At 65.9% G+C, this 17,775-nt stretch carries 19 protein-coding genes and 1 tRNA gene; 11 read left to right on the top strand and 9 right to left on the bottom strand.

Annotated features, from left to right (window positions below; translation table 11 throughout):
- Positions 1-37: 37 nt before the first annotated feature.
- Positions 38-976 (top strand): L-threonylcarbamoyladenylate synthase, encoded by a 939-nt coding sequence (locus tag AC3A3G_RS01015; protein WP_487487324.1) that lies wholly within the window; start codon positions 38-40, stop codon positions 974-976.
- On the opposite strand, the gene AC3A3G_RS01010 is transcribed toward AC3A3G_RS01015, so the two are convergent.
- From AC3A3G_RS01010 to AC3A3G_RS00995, 4 genes are all read right to left on the bottom strand, one after another.
- Positions 973-1,998: a patatin-like phospholipase family protein gene (locus AC3A3G_RS01010; RefSeq protein WP_487487323.1), complete on the bottom strand. Its 1,026-nt coding sequence runs from the start codon at positions 1,996-1,998 to the stop codon at positions 973-975. The genes AC3A3G_RS01015 and AC3A3G_RS01010 overlap by 4 nt on opposite strands.
- A 40-nt stretch (positions 1,999-2,038) precedes the next feature.
- A complete protein-coding gene (locus tag AC3A3G_RS01005) occupies positions 2,039-2,836 on the bottom strand; it encodes a 3-hydroxybutyrate dehydrogenase (protein WP_487487322.1) in 798 nt (265 codons plus the stop codon).
- Between the two features lie 65 nt (positions 2,837-2,901).
- A complete protein-coding gene (gene yaaA, locus AC3A3G_RS01000) occupies positions 2,902-3,675 on the bottom strand; it encodes a peroxide stress protein YaaA (RefSeq protein ID WP_368922489.1) in 774 nt (257 codons plus the stop codon).
- Between the two features lie 95 nt (positions 3,676-3,770).
- Positions 3,771-5,174: an FAD-binding oxidoreductase gene (locus AC3A3G_RS00995; protein WP_487487321.1), complete on the bottom strand. Its 1,404-nt coding sequence runs from the start codon at positions 5,172-5,174 to the stop codon at positions 3,771-3,773.
- A gap of 77 nt (positions 5,175-5,251) precedes the next feature.
- On the opposite strand from AC3A3G_RS00995, the gene AC3A3G_RS00990 reads away from it, so the two are divergent.
- The 3 genes from AC3A3G_RS00990 to AC3A3G_RS00980 all read left to right on the top strand — a co-directional run bounded on the left by AC3A3G_RS00990 (position 5,252) and on the right by AC3A3G_RS00980 (position 7,187).
- Positions 5,252-5,686, top strand: coding sequence for an NUDIX hydrolase (locus tag AC3A3G_RS00990; protein WP_487487320.1), 435 nt, complete (start codon positions 5,252-5,254; stop codon positions 5,684-5,686).
- Positions 5,687-5,756: 70 nt separating this feature from the next.
- Positions 5,757-6,725 (top strand): SPFH domain-containing protein, encoded by a 969-nt coding sequence (locus AC3A3G_RS00985; protein WP_313045405.1) that lies wholly within the window; start codon positions 5,757-5,759, stop codon positions 6,723-6,725.
- Between the two features lie 3 nt (positions 6,726-6,728).
- A complete protein-coding gene (locus tag AC3A3G_RS00980; RefSeq protein ID WP_200167587.1) occupies positions 6,729-7,187 on the top strand; it encodes an NfeD family protein in 459 nt (152 codons plus the stop codon).
- On the opposite strand, the gene rnhA is transcribed toward AC3A3G_RS00980, so the two are convergent.
- Positions 7,184-7,636, bottom strand: coding sequence for a ribonuclease HI (rnhA, locus tag AC3A3G_RS00975; RefSeq protein WP_087139397.1), 453 nt, complete (start codon positions 7,634-7,636; stop codon positions 7,184-7,186). The genes AC3A3G_RS00980 and rnhA overlap by 4 nt on opposite strands.
- Before the next feature lie 113 nt (positions 7,637-7,749).
- Between rnhA and AC3A3G_RS00970 the strand changes: the two genes are divergently transcribed.
- The 4 genes from AC3A3G_RS00970 to AC3A3G_RS00955 are packed head-to-tail and all read left to right on the top strand — an operon-like array spanning position 7,750 to position 10,170.
- Positions 7,750-7,965 (top strand): twin-arginine translocase TatA/TatE family subunit, encoded by a 216-nt coding sequence (locus AC3A3G_RS00970; RefSeq protein ID WP_003164813.1) that lies wholly within the window; start codon positions 7,750-7,752, stop codon positions 7,963-7,965.
- A 23-nt stretch (positions 7,966-7,988) separates the two neighbouring features.
- On the top strand, positions 7,989-8,585 hold the full coding sequence (gene tatB / locus AC3A3G_RS00965; protein ID WP_200167590.1) for a Sec-independent protein translocase protein TatB: 597 nt from the start codon (positions 7,989-7,991) through the stop codon (positions 8,583-8,585).
- The gene (tatC, locus tag AC3A3G_RS00960; protein ID WP_487487319.1) at positions 8,582-9,469 is read left to right on the top strand and encodes a twin-arginine translocase subunit TatC; all 888 of its coding nucleotides are present in this window, start codon (positions 8,582-8,584) and stop codon (positions 9,467-9,469) included. The genes tatB and tatC overlap by 4 nt, the downstream gene beginning before the upstream one ends.
- A gap of 53 nt (positions 9,470-9,522) precedes the next feature.
- Positions 9,523-10,170: a CatB-related O-acetyltransferase gene (locus tag AC3A3G_RS00955; protein WP_200167592.1), complete on the top strand. Its 648-nt coding sequence runs from the start codon at positions 9,523-9,525 to the stop codon at positions 10,168-10,170.
- Between the two features lie 59 nt (positions 10,171-10,229).
- Here AC3A3G_RS00955 and glnA read toward each other — a convergent pair whose 3' ends face one another.
- Together glnA and AC3A3G_RS00945 are read right to left on the bottom strand one after the other, a co-directional pair.
- Positions 10,230-11,639 (bottom strand): type I glutamate--ammonia ligase, encoded by a 1,410-nt coding sequence (glnA, locus tag AC3A3G_RS00950; RefSeq protein ID WP_200167594.1) that lies wholly within the window; start codon positions 11,637-11,639, stop codon positions 10,230-10,232.
- 59 nt (positions 11,640-11,698) lie between these two features.
- The gene (locus AC3A3G_RS00945; protein WP_125901264.1) at positions 11,699-12,037 is read right to left on the bottom strand and encodes a P-II family nitrogen regulator; all 339 of its coding nucleotides are present in this window, start codon (positions 12,035-12,037) and stop codon (positions 11,699-11,701) included.
- A 118-nt stretch (positions 12,038-12,155) separates the two neighbouring features.
- Between AC3A3G_RS00945 and AC3A3G_RS00940 the strand changes: the two genes are divergently transcribed.
- Positions 12,156-12,992, top strand: coding sequence for an NAD(P)H-hydrate dehydratase (locus AC3A3G_RS00940; protein WP_487487318.1), 837 nt, complete (start codon positions 12,156-12,158; stop codon positions 12,990-12,992).
- 74 nt (positions 12,993-13,066) lie between these two features.
- Complete coding sequence (locus tag AC3A3G_RS00935; protein WP_200215892.1) at positions 13,067-13,261, top strand: hypothetical protein; 195 nt, start codon at positions 13,067-13,069, stop codon at positions 13,259-13,261.
- Positions 13,262-13,286: 25 nt separating this feature from the next.
- On the opposite strand, the gene AC3A3G_RS00930 is transcribed toward AC3A3G_RS00935, so the two are convergent.
- A tRNA-Leu gene (locus AC3A3G_RS00930) sits at positions 13,287-13,371 on the bottom strand.
- 141 nt (positions 13,372-13,512) lie between these two features.
- Positions 13,513-15,171 (bottom strand): amino acid permease, encoded by a 1,659-nt coding sequence (locus tag AC3A3G_RS00925; protein WP_487487317.1) that lies wholly within the window; start codon positions 15,169-15,171, stop codon positions 13,513-13,515.
- A gap of 157 nt (positions 15,172-15,328) precedes the next feature.
- Between AC3A3G_RS00925 and hrpB the strand changes: the two genes are divergently transcribed.
- Entirely contained in the window at positions 15,329-17,764 is a 2,436-nt protein-coding gene (hrpB, locus tag AC3A3G_RS00920; RefSeq protein WP_487487487.1) for an ATP-dependent helicase HrpB, read from the top strand.
- The last annotated feature ends 11 nt before the right edge of the window (positions 17,765-17,775 follow it).

Here is a 17,775-nt window from a genome sequence, read left to right as displayed (position 1 = left end):
GTTTGAATGGCTGACGCCGCGTAAGGAAAGAGCGACCGTGCCCGCCGACCGACCCGCCAGGGGCGACAGCCCCGAAATCGCCGCCGAGGCGCTGAAAACGGGACGTCTGGTCATCCTGCCGACCGAGACGGTCTATGGTCTGGCGGCCGACGCCTCCAACCCGCAGGCGGTGGCGCGAATCTTCGAGGCCAAGGGACGGCCGCGCTTCAATCCCCTGATCGCCCACGTCGCCAACGCCGTGGACGCCGAGGCGATCGCCGTGTTCGACGCCAGGGCGCGCGCGCTGGCCGAGGCCTTCTGGCCGGGGCCGCTGACCATTGTGGCGCCGGTGCGCGACCGCGAGCGGGTGTGTGATCTGGCGCGGGCGGGGCTGGACAGCGTGGCCGTGCGCGTGCCGGGCCATCCGCGCGCGAGGGCGGTCATCGGCGCCTTTGGCGGGCCGGTCGTGGCACCGTCGGCCAACCGTTCGGGGCGGCCCAGTCCGACGACCTTTGACGACGCCATGGAAGAGACGGGTCATGCCGTTGGCGCGGCGGTCGATGGCGGTTCCTGCGCCGTGGGGGTGGAAAGCACTGTCGTCTCGGTGCTGGACGGCCAGGTCGCCCTGCTGCGTCCCGGCTCCGTCACCCGCGAAGAGATCGAAGCAGTGGCCGGGCCGCTGGCCGAAGGCGGGCAGGGGCATCGCTCGCCCGGCCGTCTGGCCCTGCACTATGCGCCCGACGCGCCGGTGCGGATCGAGGCGGACGGGGCGAAGGACGGCGAAATCCTGCTGGGCTTCGGCGCGGGCGTCGGCGATCCGCGCTGGAGCCTCAGCCCCAACGGCGACCTGCGTGAGGCGGCGGCCAACCTGTTTCGCCTGTTGCGTGAGGCGGATCGCACAAAGCCTTCTGGGATCGCGGTGTCGCCCGTTCCGGCCAAGGGGCTGGGCGAGGCGATCAACGACCGCCTGCGCCGCGCGGCCGGGTTCGTGGGCTAGAGAAACCGCGCTTTCACGTCCACGCTGGACGCCTTGCCGACCTTGGGCAGGCAGCTTTCAAGCCATGCCTCGGCCGCTGTCCGGCCGTGCTGCTTCAGCTTGTTCAGATAGCGCCATTCCGTATCGAATTTGGAATGAAGCGACTCCTCGCCCAGCCATTCGTCGGCCTCGATGACGTGGATGCGGATGCCGCGCCGACGGTCTTCGCCGGGCTTCAGCTTGCCCTCGGCGATCAGATCCTGAACGAAGGCGACGGCCCGTAGTTCGGCGACCAGAGGCGCGTTGAAGACGATCTCGTTCAAGCGGTCGTTGATGTCGCCAGCCTCGCGCGGCGCTTCGTCACGCTGGAACGGGTTGAGCGGCAGCAGCAGGATATCGTCCGGCGTGTCCATATAGAACAGCGGCCACAGCGCCGGATTGGCCAGATAGCCGCCGTCCCAATAGGGCTCGCCCTCGATCTCGACCGCCTGAAACAGCTGGGGCAGGCAGGCCGAAGCCAACAGCACCTCGGGCGCCATTTCCTCGGATTTGAAGATGCGCGAACGGCCCGCGCGCACCGCCGTCGTCGAGACGAACATCTGAATAGAAGAGGCGCGCAGGGCCTCAAAGTCCACCGCCGTCTCCAGCACACGGCGCAACGGGTTCAGGTTGAATGGGTTGAAGGAATAGGGGCTCATCGACAGGGCCAGGGTCTGCCCCGCCTGCCACATCGGCGTCCCCTTCAGCCAGTCTGGCGTGAGGGCCTTGGACCAGACCGAACTGTCGCCGAAGACGTTGCGCCCGCCGGACTGGTTCACCTCGCGCCACAGGGTGTCCAGCGCCTCGCGTCCGCCCTCGGCGCCGCCGCGTTCCAGCCCTGTGATCAAGGCGGCGGCGTTCATCGCTCCGGCTGAAGCGGACGTGACAGCGCGCACGTCCAGCACGTCGGCTTCAAGCAGCCGGTCCAACACGCCCCATTGGAAGGCGCCGTGGGCTCCGCCGCCCTGCAGGGCCAGACAAACGGGTTTGCGCTTTACCGCCATCAAACTCTCCGTCTCTCGACCCGCGTGGGCGCCATCAAGGCTATTGCGCGGTCCAACCGCCGTCGACGGAGAAGTGGGCGCCATTGGCCGAGGCGCCGAGATCAGACGCCAGATAGAGGAAGACGCCCGCCAGTTCGTCGGTCGTGACGAAACGCTTGGTCGGCTGCGAGCCCAAGATGACGTTCTTCATCACGTCTTCTTCGCTCATGTTGCGGGTGCGGGCCTGATCCTGAATCTGCTTGGCGACGATCGGAGTCTCGACGAAGCCGGGGCAGATGGCGTTGCAGGTGATGTTGTCCTGCGCCAGTTCCAGCGCCACCGTCTTGGTGAAGCCGATCACGCCGTGCTTGGCCGCGACATAGGCCGACTTGAACGGGCTGGCGACCAGACCGTGAGCCGAGGCGATGTTGATGATCCGGCCGCGGCCCTGCGCCTTCATGATCGGGATCGCCGCCTTGGTGGCGTAGAAGGTCGAGGACAGGTTGATGGCGATGATCTTTTCCCAGGCGTCGGCGGGGAAGTTCTCGACCGCTTCGACGTGCTGGATGCCGGCGTTGTTGACCAGGATGTCCAGGCGGCCCAGTTCGCGCTGCGCCGTGGCGATCATGTCCTCGATCTGATCCGGCTGGGTCATGTCGGCCGGGTGATAGAGGACGCGCACGCCGGTCTCGGCGGCCAGATCGGCGCGCGTCTTTTCGATCGCGTCGGCGTCGCCCAGGCCGTTCAGCACCACATCGCCGCCGCACAGGGCGACCGCCCGTGCAAACGCCAGTCCGATGCCCGAGGTCGAGCCGGTGACGACCGCGACGCGGCCCTTGAGATCGTTCATCGCGAACATGACAGAAAGAACCCGTGGCTGATGATGCTGCAATGCAACCTAACCGCAGTCGTTCAATCTGGCGATCAGGATTTTCCTTCCCTGATGAATATCCAGTCCGTGTCCGTCGATAGGCTCTTGTCGAAGCGGTAGCCGTCTCGATCGAAGGCCTTCAGGTCTTCGACCTTTTCGAGCCGGTTCTCGATGGCGTAGCGGGCCATGCCGCCGCGGGCCTTCTTGGCGTAGAAGGAGATGATGCGGGCCTCGCCGTCCTTCTTCTCCTTGAAGTGCGGGGTCACGATCGGCAGCTTCAGCGCCCTGGCGTCGACCGCGCCGAAATACTCATGGCTGGCCAGGTTCACCAGGGTTTGTTCGGACAGCTTTTCGGCGTCTTCGTTCAGGCGCAGCGAGATGCGCTCGCCCCAGAAATCATAGAGGGTGGCGCCGCGCTTGGTCTTCAACCGGATGCCCATCTCCAGCCGATAAGGCTGAATCGCATCCAGCGGCCGCAGCAGGCCGTAGAAGCCCGAGAGAATACGCAGGTGGTCCTGAGCCCACGTCAGGTCGTCGGTCGATAGGGTACGGGCCGACAGCCCTTCATAGACGTCGCCGGCGAAGGCGAAGACAGCCTGCAGCGCGCCCTCCGGCGTTTCGTTGTCGAAGGCCTGGAAACGTTGATAGTTCAGTTCGGCCAGGGCGTCGGAGATCGACATCAGGCGGCGCAGGTCCGCACGGCTCAGCCCTCGCGTCACCTTGGCCAATTCGGCGGTTTCATCGGCGCATCGCCGTGGCGTCACGGGGGCGTCGGTGGCGGGCGGGTTGAAGTCCAGCTTTTTGGCCGGGGACAGGACGATCAACAAGACGATCGACTCCCTATGCGTCTCAAGAGCGCGCCTCATAGGCTGCTTCCACGACGTTTTGAACCGCCTGAAACGTCACATACGGTCGCTAGTCATCAGAAGAGGACTGCGGGGTTCATGATCCGCTGCGGGTCGATGGCCTGACGGATCGCCTGCATGGTGGCGATTTCCAGGGGCGTTTTATAGCGTCGCGCCTCGTCTGTTTTCAGCCGTCCCAGACCGTGTTCAGCCGAAATCGAGCCGTCGTAACGGGCCACAACATCGTGGATGACCTCTGATCCCTCCATCCAGCGCGCGATGAAGGCGGCGACGTCCTCGCCCACGCCGGGGATCACATCATAGTGAAGATTGCCGTCACCCACGTGGCCGAAGACCGACACGCGGCAACTCGGATGGAAGCGCTCGACCGCCGCCGTGGCCTCGTCGATGAAGTCGGCGATTCGCGATACGGGAACCGAGACGTCGTGCTTCCAGCCGCCGCCTTCCGGCTTGAGGGCGGCGGAATGCTCTTCGCGCAGACGCCAGAATTCAGCCTTCTGGGCGTCGTTCTGGGCGATGGCGGCGTCGACGATCAGGCCTTCCTCGAAGGCGGCGGTCAGCAGGCGCTCCATCGCCGCCTCGGCGCCGTCCGGCTCGCCCGATGCCAGCTCGATCAGCACATACCAGGGCGGCGTGGAGTCCAGCGGTTCGCGCGTGTCGGGAATGTTCTTCAGCACTAGGCTCATGCCCAGCCGCTTCATCAGCTCGAACGCCTCGACCCCGCCGCCGGTCTCGGCCTTGGCGCGGGCCAGCAGCACGACCGCGTCGTGGTGGCTCTCCAGCCCGACGATGGCGGTGGCGCGGCTGCGCATGATGGGGAACAGCTTCAGCGTCGCGGCCGTGATGACGCCCAGGGTGCCTTCGGCGCCGATGAACATCTGCTTCAGGTCATAGCCGGTGTTGTCCTTGCGCAGACGCTTCAGGCCGTTGAACACCTGACCGTCCGGCATGACCGCCTCAATGCCCAGCACCAGATCGCGCATCATGCCGTAGCGCAGGACGGCGGTGCCGCCCGCATTGGTCGAGATGACGCCGCCGATGGTGGCCGAGCCTTCAGCCGCGAGGCTGAGGGGGAAGAAGCGGTCCTTCTCCTTCGCCAATTCCTGCGCCTCCAGCAGGGTCACGCCCGCCTCGACCGTCATGGCGTCGTCCAGCGGCGTCACGTCGCGCACCGTCCGCAGCTTGCGCGTGGACAGCAGAACCTCGCCATAAGGGATCTGGCCGCCGACCAGTCCGGTGCCGCCGCCCTGAGTCACCACGGCCACGCCGTGACGGGCGCAGATTTCGACGGCGCGGGCGACTTCCTCGGTCGTGCGCGGTTGCAGCAGCAGCGGCGTTTCGCCGGTCCAACGGCCGCGCCACTCGGTCAGCCAGGGCGCCATCTCGGCGGCGTCTTGCGTCCAGGCGCCGGGCAGGGCGGCCTTGAGTTCAGCGAGGGATTCTGGCGTCGGGAGGGTCATATCGGCCTTGTGGCAAAAGGCGCGCCGTGGTGGAAGCGCAAAACCTTGCCTTCTGGCGGTCAATTCAAGGGCAAAACATGATTCCGACGCCGGCCGTGGGCGTAGTGTGCCTGAAAGGCGACGAAGTGCTGCTGATCCGGCGCGGCACGCCGCCGCGTGTGGGCGAATGGAGCCTGCCGGGCGGGCGCCTGGAGCCGGGCGAACGCCTGGCCGACGCCGCCCTGCGCGAACTGCGTGAGGAGACGGGCGTCGAGGCCGAGTTGATCGGCCTGATCGACGTGGTGGACGGGCTTTTTCCCGAAGCGGGGCGGCACTATGTCCTGATCGACTACGCCGCGCGCTGGACGTCGGGCGCGGTCGTGGCGGGCGATGACGCCGCCGATGCAGGCTTTTTCCCGTTCGAGACGGCTCTGGCCATGGTCGATTGGGAAGAGACGAGACGCATCATTCGTATGGCGCGGCGAATGGCTGACGCGGATGTCATGCTGACGGAACCGGATTCTGTGGCGTGACGCATCCTAGGCGGCTAAGCTCCTTCTCCAACCGGAGGGCCTTATGAATTTTTCGCTGATTTTCTTTGTGATGTTCGCAGTCTTTGCGATCATCTTCCTGTTCAGCGTGATCAAGATCGTGCCGCAAGGCCGTGAATTCACGGTGGAACGGTTCGGCAAGTACACCAAGACCCTGACTCCGGGCATCCACATCTTGACCCCGTTCGTCGAGCGCGTGGGCCATCGCATGAACATGATGGAGCAGGTGCTGGACGTCCCGACCCAAGAGGTCATCACCAAGGACAACGCCATGGTGAAGGTCGACGGCATCGTCTTCATCCAGGTGATGGACGCCGCTCGCGCCGCCTATCGCGTCGACAACCTGCCTTACGCCATCGCCCAGTTGTGCATGACCAACCTGCGGACCGTGGTCGGCTCAATGGAACTGGACGAGGTGCTGTCGCAGCGCGACGCCATCAACACGCGCCTGCTGCACGTCATCGACGCCGCGACCGAGCCGTGGGGCATCAAGGCCAACCGCATCGAGATCAAGGATCTGACGCCGCCGGTGGACATCACCAACGCCATGGCCCGTCAGATGAAGGCCGAACGCGAGCGTCGCGCCGTCATCACCGAGGCGGACGGCGAGAAGCAGGCCGCCATCGCCCGCGCCGAGGGCGCCAAGCAGGCGGCGATCCTGGAAGCTGAAGGCCGCAAGGAAGCCGCCTTCCGCGACGCCGAGGCCCGCGAGCGCGAAGCCGAGGCCGAGGCCAAGGCCACCGCCATGGTGTCGGAGGCCATCGCCCGCGGCGACGTCAACGCCATCAACTACTTCGTGGCCCAGAAGTATGTGGAAGCCTTCGCCGAGCTGGCCCGCAGCCCGCAGCAGAAGACGGTCATCGTGCCATCGGAAATGGGCGCCCTGGTCGGCACCATCGCCGGGGTCGGCGAACTGGTCGGCCTGGCCAAGGAGCAGCAACAGGGCCGCACGGACGCGCGTCAGGCCGCGCCGCGCGCCGCGCCGCGACGTTCGGGCGGCTCTGTGCCGACGACGGAGTAAGCCATGGACTGGTTCGTCTCCCTCTACGCCGCCCAGCCGTTCTGGCTTTGGCTGGCGGTTGGCGTGGTGCTGCTGGGGATAGAGGCGGCGGCCTCGACCGAATGGCTGCTGTGGCCGGCGGTGTCGGCGGGGCTGACGGCCCTGCTGTCCGCCCTGGCGCCGCAACTGGGCCTGCCGGTCGAGATCGGCGTCTTCGCGGCGCTGACGGTGGCCTCGACCATTCTGTCGCGTCGCCTGATCAAGCGGGTGAACCCTGAGGATCAGCCCGACATCAATGATCGCGACATTCGTCTGGTCGGCGAGCGGGCGCGTGTGGTCGAAGCCTTTGTCGGCGGGCGCGGCCGGGTTTTCGTGTCGGGATCGGAATGGCCCGCCGAAATCGAGGGCGCGTCGCCGCTGGCGGGCGAGAGCGTCGTCATCGAATCGGTGTCGGGACCGTTACTGAAGGTGCGGGCGCTCTAGCGTCCGCGCATCTCCGCCACGCCGCGATTGGCCAGGCCGTCGGCCCGCTCGTTCAGGGCGTGGCCGGCGTGGCCTTTCACCCAGTGCCATTTGACCTCGTGGCGGTTGCGGGCCTCGTCCAGGCGCCGCCACAGGTCTTCATTCTTCACCGGCTTCTTGTCTGCGGTCTTCCAGCCGCGCGCTTTCCAGCCGCGCATCCATTCGGTCACGCCCTGCATGACGTATTTGCTGTCGGTGTGCAGATCGACGCGGCAAGGGCGTTTCAGCGCCTCCAGCGCCATGATCGCCGCCATCATTTCCATGCGGTTGTTGGTCGTCAGGGGCTCGCCGCCCCAGAGTTCCTTCTCGTGACCTCCGCCGGTTTGCAGGATCGCCCCCCAGCCGCCGGGGCCGGGATTGCCTTTGCAGGCGCCGTCGGTGTGGATGATGACGTGATCGTTGAGACTCATGGCCGCGATGCGTACAGCGTCCCTTGGCGCGTCGCCATCACTCAGCCTATATGACGCACAACAATCAGTCGGTGGGGCCGCGTCTCGGTGAGTCCCCTTGAGGAGGTATCGCCATGGGCTCCATGAGCATCTGGCATTGGGCCATCGTCGTCGTCGTCGTGCTGGTCCTGTTCGGCGGCCGCGGCAAGCTGTCGGGCATCATGGGCGACGCCGCCAAGGGCATTCGCGCCTTCAAGGACGGCCTGAAGGACGACACGGGCGCCAAGGACAAGGAAGCTCCGGGCGCCTTGCCGCGCACGGACGCCGAAAAAGAAGAACTGAACCGCTGATCCTCGCCGGAAGACGCTGAATCATGGGTGGTCTTGGCCCCGGAATCGGCGGGTTCGAAATCCTTGTCATCGGTCTGGTGGCCCTGCTTGTCGTAGGGCCCAAGGACTTGCCTATGCTCATGCGCAAGGTCGGCCAGTTCGTCGGCAAGGCGCGCGGCATGGCCAATGAGTTCCGCGCCAGCTTCGACGAGATGGCGCGCCAGTCCGAGCTGGACGACCTTCGCAAGGAGGTCGAGGCCTTGCGGTCGGGGCAGGGGATGTACGCCCTGGGCGCCGATGCGGACGAGGCCTTCAAGGACATCCGCAAGGAGCTGGAGGCGCCGATTGAGGCGCCGGCCTCCACGGCGCCTGTTGAGCCCGCGCCTGAAGCGCTTGCTCAGACTTTGGCCACGGGCGTTGACGAATGGCCGGATATGGCGCCGGCCGTCGCCGCTGCGCCTGCACCTGAGACGAAACCAGCCGCCAAGCCGCGAGCCAGAAAGGCGAGCACCGCTTCTTCTGCCGATGGGGCGCTGAAGCCCAAGGCGCGCAAGCCGGCCGGAAAACCTGCTGCGAAATCTGCGACGAAAGCCGACGCCTCTCGCCCCAAGGTCGCGCGCACCAAGAAGGTTGATCTATGAGCCGCGCTGATCACGATGAAGCCGAGATCGAGGCTTCGCGCGCGCCCCTGATGGATCACCTGATCGAGCTGCGGTCGCGGCTGATGATCTGCGTGGTCGCCTTCATCATCGCCTTCATCGGCTGTTTCGCCTTTTCAGAGACCCTCTATCTGTTCCTGGTGAAGCCCTATGTGGTTTCGGCCGCCTTCCACCAGACGGTGGGGGCCCACGGCCATGTGTCGCCGTTCAGCCTGATCCTGGGCACAGCCGGGCTGATCCCCGTGCCGGATGTGGACCACAACAGCGTGCGCCTGATCTACACCGCGCCGCTGGAGATCCTGTTCACCAAGATGAAGCTGGCGGGTTTGGGCGCCGTCATCGTGGCCTTCCCTGTGCTGGCCTGGCAGCTGTACCGCTTCGTCGCGCCGGGCCTGTATCGCAACGAGAAGGGCGCCTTCCTGCCGTTCCTGATCGCGGCGCCGGTGCTGTTCCTGCTGGGCGCGGCGCTGGTCTATTACGTCATGCTGCCGTTCGTGATGTGGTTCTCCCTGAGCCAGCAGATCATCGGCGAGGGCGTGGCGGCCGAGCTGCTGCCCAAGGTATCGGACTATCTGAACCTGGTGACGGCCCTGATCCTGGCCTTCGGCCTGTGCTTCCAATTGCCGGTCGTAATGACCCTGCTGGGGCTGGCGGGCCTGATCAACAGCCAGATGATGGCCAAGGGCCGCCGCTACGCCATCGTCGCCGTTGTCGTGGTCGCCGCCGTGGTGACGCCGCCCGATCCGATCAGCCAGCTGATGCTGGCCGTGCCGATGGTCCTGCTCTACGAGGTCTCCATCTGGTGCGTCCGCATCATCGAACTGCGCCGCAAGAAGGCCGATACGGCCGACGGGCTGGGGGCTTAATCAATGGGGCAGTGAGGCGATCCGGGCGCTGACAAGCATCTTGAGGTCGCTTCATGTCCCATACCGCCCCGGACCGGCATTGGTCCAAGGTTGAGCTGCTGCACGAAACGGTCGCCAATCCGAACATCCACATCAAGGGCCGGCGCAGCTATTACAGCAACGCCTGGACGGGCTCGTTCGAGGAAAGCGTGGTCCGCTACCTCTATGGCGATCCCTACAGCCTGAAGGCATGGGAGCCGCAGTGGCCGATCGACCAGTTGCACATCGGCGACTGCGTCTGCATCGGCGCCGAGGCGGTGATCCTGCTGGGCGGCAACCATACCCATCGCACGGACTGGTTCAGCCTCTATCCCTTCGCTGAGGTCATCCAGGACGCCTATCAGGGCAAGGGCGACACCGTGATCAAGGACGGGGCCTGGATCGGCATGCGCGCCATGATCATGCCGGGCGTCACGATCGGCGAGGGAGCCGTGGTCGCTTCCGGGGCCATCGTCACCAAAGATGTGGCGCCCTACGCCATCGTGGCGGGCAATCCGGCGGTTCCGATCCGCAAGCGGTTCTCCGACGCCGTGATCGAGGCTCTGCTGGCGCTCGACGTCTATGATTGGCCTGAGAAGAAGTTCGAGGCCTTGCGTCCGCTTCTATGCGCTGACGACATCGAGGCCTTGGCGGCGGCGTCCGTTCGCTACGATCAGGCGTAAATGAAAAAGCCCCGGACGGCGAACCGTCCGGGGCTTTCCCTATCCAACTGATCCGTAGATCAGCAGCTGTAATACATGTCGAACTCGACCGGGTGCGGGTGCAGTTGCAGCCGGGCGACCTCTTCCTGCTTCAGCGTGATGTAGGCGTCGATGAAGTCGTCATCCATGACGCCGCCCTTCTTGAGGAAGGCGCGGTCGGCGTCGAGCGCCTCAAGGGCTTCCTTCAACGAACCGGCGACTTCCGGGATCGAATGACGCTCTTCCGGCGGCAGATCGTACAGGTTCTTGTCGGCGGCCGCGCCCGGATCGATACGGTTCTCGATGCCGTCCAGGCCCGCCATCAGCAGGGCCACGAACGTCAGATAGGGGTTGCCCATCGGATCGGGGAAGCGGGCTTCCAGGCGCTTGGCCTTGGGCGATGTGACGTGCGGGATGCGGATCGAGGCCGAGCGGTTGCTGGCCGAATAGGCCAGCTTCACCGGCGCCTCATAGCCCGGCACCAGGCGCTTGTAGGAGTTGGTGGTCGAGTTGGCGAAGGCGTTGATGGCCTTGGCGTGCTTGATGACGCCGCCGATGTACCACAGGCATTCCTGCGACAGGCCGGCGTACTGATCGCCGGCGAACTGAGGCTTGCCGTCCTTCCAGATCGACATGTGGACGTGCATGCCCGAGCCGTTGTCGCCGAACATCGGCTTGGCCATGAAGGTCGCCGACTTGCCATAGGCGTGGGCCACGTTGTGGATCACGTACTTATACAGCTGCATCCGGTCGGCCATGGTCAGCAGGTCGCTGAACTTCAGGCCCAGTTCGTGCTGCGCGGGGGCGACCTCGTGGTGGTGCTTCTCGGGATCAAGGCCGAGATCCCGCATGACCGCCAGCATCTCGCCGCGCAGATCCTGGCCGGAATCGACCGGGTTGACCGGGAAGTAGCCGCCCTTGGTCGACGGTCGGTGGCCCAGGTTGCCCTCGGCGTATTCGGCGCCCGTGTTGGCCGGCAGCTCGCTGGAGTCGAAGCTGTAGCGGGTGTCGTGCGGCGCGGTATTCCAGCGCACGTCGTCGAAGACGAAGAACTCGGCTTCCGGGCCGAAGAAGACGGTGTCGCCCACGCCCGACGACTGAACATAGGCCAGGGCCTTCTTGGCCATGGAGCGGCTGTCGCGGTTGTAGGGTTCGGCCGTGTCCGGGTTCAGGACGTCGCAGAACATGAACAGGGTCGTCTGCTGGTAGAACGGATCGACATAGGCGCTCGCCAGGTCCGGCTTCAGCAGCATGTCTGACTCATTGATGGCCTTCCAGCCGGCGATCGACGAGCCGTCGAACATGGTGCCTTCTTCCAGGAAGTCCTCGTCCACCATGCCGATGTCGAAGGTCACGTGGTGGACGCGGCCGCGCGTGTCGGTGAAACGGAGGTCGACGTACTGGACGTCTTTGTCCTGGATTTCTTGCAGGATCTTTTGGGCGGCGCTCATGGGGGGAGGTCCTGTAGCTGGGGAATTGAAATCGGCCGCCTCAGGAGGCGGCCGTCAGACTAGATGGCTTGGGCGCCGGTTTCGCCCGTGCGGATGCGGATGACGTCGTCGAGGTTGGTGATGAAGATCTTCCCGTCACCGATCTTGCCGGTGCGGGCGGCGTTCTGAATCGTCTCGACCACGGCAGGGGCCAGGTCATCCGCCACCACGACCTCGATCTTGATCTTGGGCAGGAAGTCGATGACGTACTCGGCGCCGCGATAGAGTTCTGAATGGCCCTTCTGGCGGCCATATCCCTTGGCCTCCAGCACGGTCATGCCCTGCACTCCGATATCTTGGAGAGCGTCCTTCACTTCATCCAGCTTGAACGGCTTGATGACGGCTTCAATCTTCTTCATGGCGGATCCCGAGCCGGCTCCTTTGTTGGTCCGACGCTCGGGTGGTAAAGGGACATTGCATTGCACAATATGGCAAGCGATTTTCGCCCGTTGAGGCCTTCCGTGAACGGAAATCCACATGAAGTCGCATAACGACCCCGTTCAATGGCGCGATCGCCTGCCGTGGCCGACGGATGAGACGCACAAACATATGCGCGGACGACTGGGCGTGGTGTCGGGCGGCGTGCTGTCGACGGGCGCGGCGCGATTGGCTGCACGGGCGGGTCTGAGGATCGGCGCGGGTGTGGTGAAGGTCTTCTGTCCGCCCGACGCGGCGGAGATTATGGCGCAGAGTCTGGAGGCCGTGATGCTGGCCGCCTTCGCCGGGCCGGAGCAGCTTCAGGCCCTGGCCGAGCCGATGGACGCCGTGGTGGTCGGCCCAGCGGCGGGGCTGACCGATGCGACAGCCCACAACCTTGCGGCGCTGGCGCGAACAGGGGCGGTCCTGATTGTGGACGCCGACGCCCTGACGCTGTTTCAGAACCGTCCCGATGAGCTTTTCGCCTTGCTGGATCGGGATGATGTCCTGACGCCGCATGAAGGAGAGTTCGAACGCCTGTTTCCTGGCCTTCTGGCCGCGCTGGGGCGCGAAGAAGCGGCGGTCGAGGCCGCGCGCCGCGTCGGCGCCGTCGTGGTGCTGAAAGGCTCCGCCACCGTTATTGCTGCCCACGACGGGCGCGCTGTGGTCAATGCGCATGGTTCGCCCTGGCTTGCGACCGCGGGCAGCGGCGATGTTTTGACCGGCCTTATCGGCGGACTGGTCGCCCAGCATATGGACAGTTTCGACGCCGCCTGCGCCGCAGTATGGATGCATGGCGATGCGGCGGTGCATTTCGGGCCGGGGTTGATCTCCGAGGACTTGCCCGATCTGATCCCGGTCGTCCTGCGCGGATTGGGTGACGCCCGTGATCGATAGACTGTTTCTAGCTGGACAATAGCCCGCATCCTCCGCATGACATCGACATGCGAAAACGGCAATCTTCGAAATTCATGGCTCAGGGGCTGATCGCTCTGGTCATCGTCACGCCGTTGGCGGCGGCTGTCGCGGCGTTCGCGCTCTCGAACTGGCATGCAGGCGTCTTCGGTGGCGCTTTCGCGGTCGCCGGGCTAACGACAGGTTTTCTTATGCGGTTGCCGCGCGTCAAGGCGGCCTTGCGGCGCCTTCTGCCTCAGCCGGTGAAATGAGGCGACCGTTTTCAGGAAACGAGCTTGGTGCGGATGAGAGGACTCGAACCTCCACGCCTCGCGGCGCCAGAACCTAAATCTGGTGCGTCTACCAGTTCCGCCACATCCGCATAGGTTCGCCCGACGCTGTAGGCGAGGGCGGCGGTTTCGGCAATCCCGTCTGGACATGAAAAAAGGCCCCGGATCGCTCCGGGGCCTTCTCACTATTGGGCCTACCGCGCTTTGCGCTGCTTGAGGCCGACTGATCGAAATCAGTCCTTCTTGTTGTCCACGCCGTGGCCCATGGCCTCGACCGCCGATTCCAGAGTCGTGTCCTCGGTGATGTCGATGCCCTTGGCCAGCTTCGAGTGGGCGAAGCCGTACAGACCGTAGATCAGAGCGCCGATCAGGGCGTAGACGCCCAGGATGGTCAGCGGCAGCGGGTTGTCGTTCAGGGCGTGCGTCACCATCGGGATGAAGTTGAACGACGCCAGCGTCAGGCAGGCCAGGATGCCCAGCACCGCCGTGACGATGCCGCCCGGTACGCGGAACGGACGTTCCATCTCCGGGTGCTTGATGCGCAGGACGATGACCGACAGGCAGACGATGGCGAAGGCCGTCGCCGTGCCCAGCGACACCAGGTCGCCCAGGATCGAGATGGGCAGGAAGGACGCTGCGATGGCGATGACGATGCCCAGCAGGATGGTGCCGATCCAAGGGGTACGGAACTTCTGGTGCACCATGGCGAACGCCTTCGGCAGCAGTCCGTCGCGCGCCATAGTGTAGAAGATGCGTGTCTGGCCGTAGCACAGCACCAGCATGACCGAGGACAGGCCGGTGATGGCGCCGATCTTGATCAGGAAGGCGATCAGATTCAGCTGACCGCTCGGTGCGCCGGCCAGCGGCACATTGGCCCATTCCAGGCCCATGCGGTCGATGGCGACGGCGATCGGCGCCGGCGAGGCCAGCTCCAGGTAGGGAACGACGCCGGTCATGACGGCGGCCACGACCATGTAGATCAGGGTGCAGACGAACAGGGCGCCCAGGATGCCGATCGGCACGTCCTTCGACGGGTTCTTGGCTTCGGCGGCGGCGGTCGAAACCGCTTCAAAGCCGACGTAGGCGAAGAAGATGATCGAGGCGCCGCGGAAGATGCCGCCGACGCCGAACTGGTCCCAGCTCTCGCCCTGCGGCGGGATGAAGGGATCCCAGTTGGCCGGGTTGATATACTGCAGACCCACGGCGATGAAGGTCAGCAGGACGATGATCTTGATGACGACGATGGCGTTGTTGATATTCGCCGATTCCGACACGCCCAGCACCAGCAGGCCGCACACGGCGGCGATGCCGACGGCCGCGACCAGGTTGAAGGTGCCCGTCAGCGGGAAGCCGGCGTTCTCGCCCGAGGAGACATACTGGATCAGCGGAGTGGCCCACTGAGGCCCTTCGCCGCCTGGATAGGTTATTGTCGGGAACAGACTGGCGCTTACGCCGAAGTCATTCAGGATCGACACCACATAGCCGGACCAGCCGACCGCCACGGTCGAGGCTGCGACGCCGTATTCCAGCACCAGAAGCCAGCCCATGACCCAGGCGAAAACCTCGCCCAGGGTGCCGTAGGCGTAGGTATAGGCCGAGCCGGACACCGGCATGGTCGACGCCAGTTCGGCGTAGCACAGGCCCGCCAGGGCGCAGGCGATGCCGGCGATGACGAAGGAGAACATGATGGCCGGGCCGGCGTGGGCCGAGGCCACCTGACCCGTCAGAACGAAGATGCCGGCGCCGATGATGGCCCCGATGCCCAGGCTCATCAGATTCATCGGACCGAGGGTCCGTTTCAGCTCGCTCTTGGCGGCTTCTTTCTGAATCTGGGCGATGGATTTTTTAAGAAATAGCCGGCTTCCGGCTGGCTTTACGCCATCTGCAGACATGCAGGTGCGCCCCCAACTTATTGCGACGACCCCTCCCGGGTCGCCTTCTTGGGCGGGGACGCTAGCCATCTGCGGGCCTTGGCGCAACGCGGTTTACGAAGGATGACGTGCGGACGACGCTTTCGTGACCCCGGCTGAAGGCGCTACAGCCCGTGTCATGCTGCCGATTCACGCCGTTCTGGAACCACTGAAGGCCGCCCTGACCCAGAGCTCTGCGGTCGTGCTGGCCGCACCGCCGGGCGCGGGCAAGACGACAGTGGTGCCCCTGGCCCTGCTGGACCAGCCCTGGCTGGGCGACGGCAAGGTGCTGGTGCTGGAGCCGCGACGACTGGCCGCGCGCGCCGCAGCCGACCGTATGGCCGCCACCCTGGGCCAGAAGGCGGGCGGAACCGTCGGCTATCGCACCCGCCTTCAAAGCCGGATCGGCCCGGATACGCGAATCGAAGTCGTCACAGAGGGCGTCTTCACGCGCATGATTCTGGACGATCCGGCGCTGGAAGGCGTCGGCGCCGTCCTGTTCGACGAATTCCACGAACGCAGTCTCGACGCCGACCTGGGCCTGGCCCTGGCGAGGGATAGTCAGTCGGTGTTGCGCGACGACCTGCGTCTGCTGGTCATGTCGGCGACGCTTGACATCGCTGGCGTGTCGCGCCTGCTTGAGAATGCGCCCGTCATCGAGGCCGAAGGGCGCATGTTCCCGGTTGAGACCCGCTACCTGGGCCGCAACCCGGTCGAGCGGTTCGAGGACGCCATGGCTAAGGCCGTGCTTCAGGCCCTGCATGACGAGACCGGCTCCATCCTGGCTTTCCTGCCGGGGCAGGGCGAGATCCACCGCACCGTTCAGCGGCTGAATGAACGGTTGCGCGATCCGACGGTCGATATCGTCGCCCTGTACGGCGCCCTGGACAAGGGCGAGCAGGATCGCGCCATCGAGCCTGCGGCGCCCGGCCGCCGCAAGGTGGTGCTGGCGACCTCCGTCGCCGAGACCAGTCTGACCATCGAGGGCGTGCGCGTCGTCATCGACGGCGGCCTGTCGCGCGTGCCGCGTTTCGAGCCGTCCAGCGGGCTGACACGGCTGGCGACGGTCAAGGTCAGCAAGTCCTCTGCAGAGCAGCGGCGGGGGCGCGCAGGCCGGGTCGAGCCCGGCGTCTGCTATCGCCTGTGGGACGAGGAGCAGACGCGCGGTCTGGTCGCCCATCAGCGACCCGAGATCCAGGAGGCGGACCTCACCGCCTTCGCCCTTGATCTGGCGCGCTGGGGAGCGAAATCGGTCGAGGGGCTGGCCCTGCTGGATCCGCCGCCCGCCGGGGCGATGTCCGAGGCGCGCAAGGTTCTGACGCGGCTGGGCGCGCTGGACGCCAAGGGCGACTTGGCCCCGCATGGGCGGCGGCTGACCCGCATTCCCCTGACGCCGCGCCTGGCGCATATGGTCGCGGTCGCCTCGGATCAGGGCGACGCTCTTGAAGGCGCGAAGATTGCGGCTGTGCTGAGCGAGCCCGGTCTGGGCGGCGGCAGCGTTGACCTGCACGATCGTCTGAAGGGGTTGGAGCGGGATCGCTCGCCGCGCGCTCGCGATGCGTTGAAGTTGGCCGAACGCTGGGCGCGAGCAGCGGGCGGCGGGCGCGACGGAGAGGCGTACGCCGGGCTGTTGCTGGCCGAGGCCTTCCCCGAACGCATCGCGCGCGCCAAGGGCAAGCCGGGCGAGGTGCTGCTGGCCTCGGGGCGCGGCGCCTTCATCGAGCCGACGGATCATCTGGCGCGCGCGCCGTGGCTGGCGGTGGCCGAACTGGGGGGCGGCGATACGCGCGACCGCATCCGCCTGGCGGCGGCGCTGGATGCGGCGACGCTGGAAAGCGATCTGGCCCATCTGATCGAGGTCGAGGATCGGTTGGCGCGCGAGCCGTCGGGCAAGCCGGTGATCCGCCGCATTCGACGCATCGGCGCCCTGGTGCTGGATGAAAAAGTCGTCGGCGCGCCGGATCGGGCGACCATGACGGCGGCGCTGAAGTCGGAGATCGAGACCGGAGGGCTGGGCGCGCTGAAATGGGGGGAGCAGGCGGGGGCGCTGCGGGCGCGCCTGGCCTTCCTGCGCGGGCTGGATGACGCCTGGCCCGACGTCTCGGACGAAGGTCTGCTGAACGCGCGCGAGGATTGGCTGTGGCCTCTGCTGGACGGGGCGCGGTCGCTGGCCGACATCGGCGACGGCAAGCTGGCCGAGGCCTTGCGTGGTCTGATCCCCTGGGATTTGCAACGCAAGCTGGATGATTTGGCGCCGACGCGCCTGACCACGCCGCTGGGCAGCGCGGGCATCGACTACGACGCCGAGGGCGGGCCGCGCGTCGAAATCCGCGTGCAGGAACTGTTCGGAGTGAAGACCCATCCGACCGTGGGCGGCGGCCGCGTTCCCCTAACGCTCAGCCTGCTTTCACCTGCACGAAGGCCGGTGCAGGTGACGAAAGACCTGCCGGGGTTTTGGGCCGGATCATGGACGGCGGTGCGCAGCGAGATGCGCGGCCGCTATCCGCGCCATCCTTGGCCGGAAGACCCGGCCAATGCGGCGCCGACCAATAGGGTCAAGCCTCGCGGAAGCTGATCCTGCGCTTG

This window comes from Brevundimonas sp. Soil_N_31 (assembly GCF_057655995.1).
Note: the sequence above shows the minus strand (reverse complement) of the source record. Positions and strands in the feature narration are given on the sequence as shown.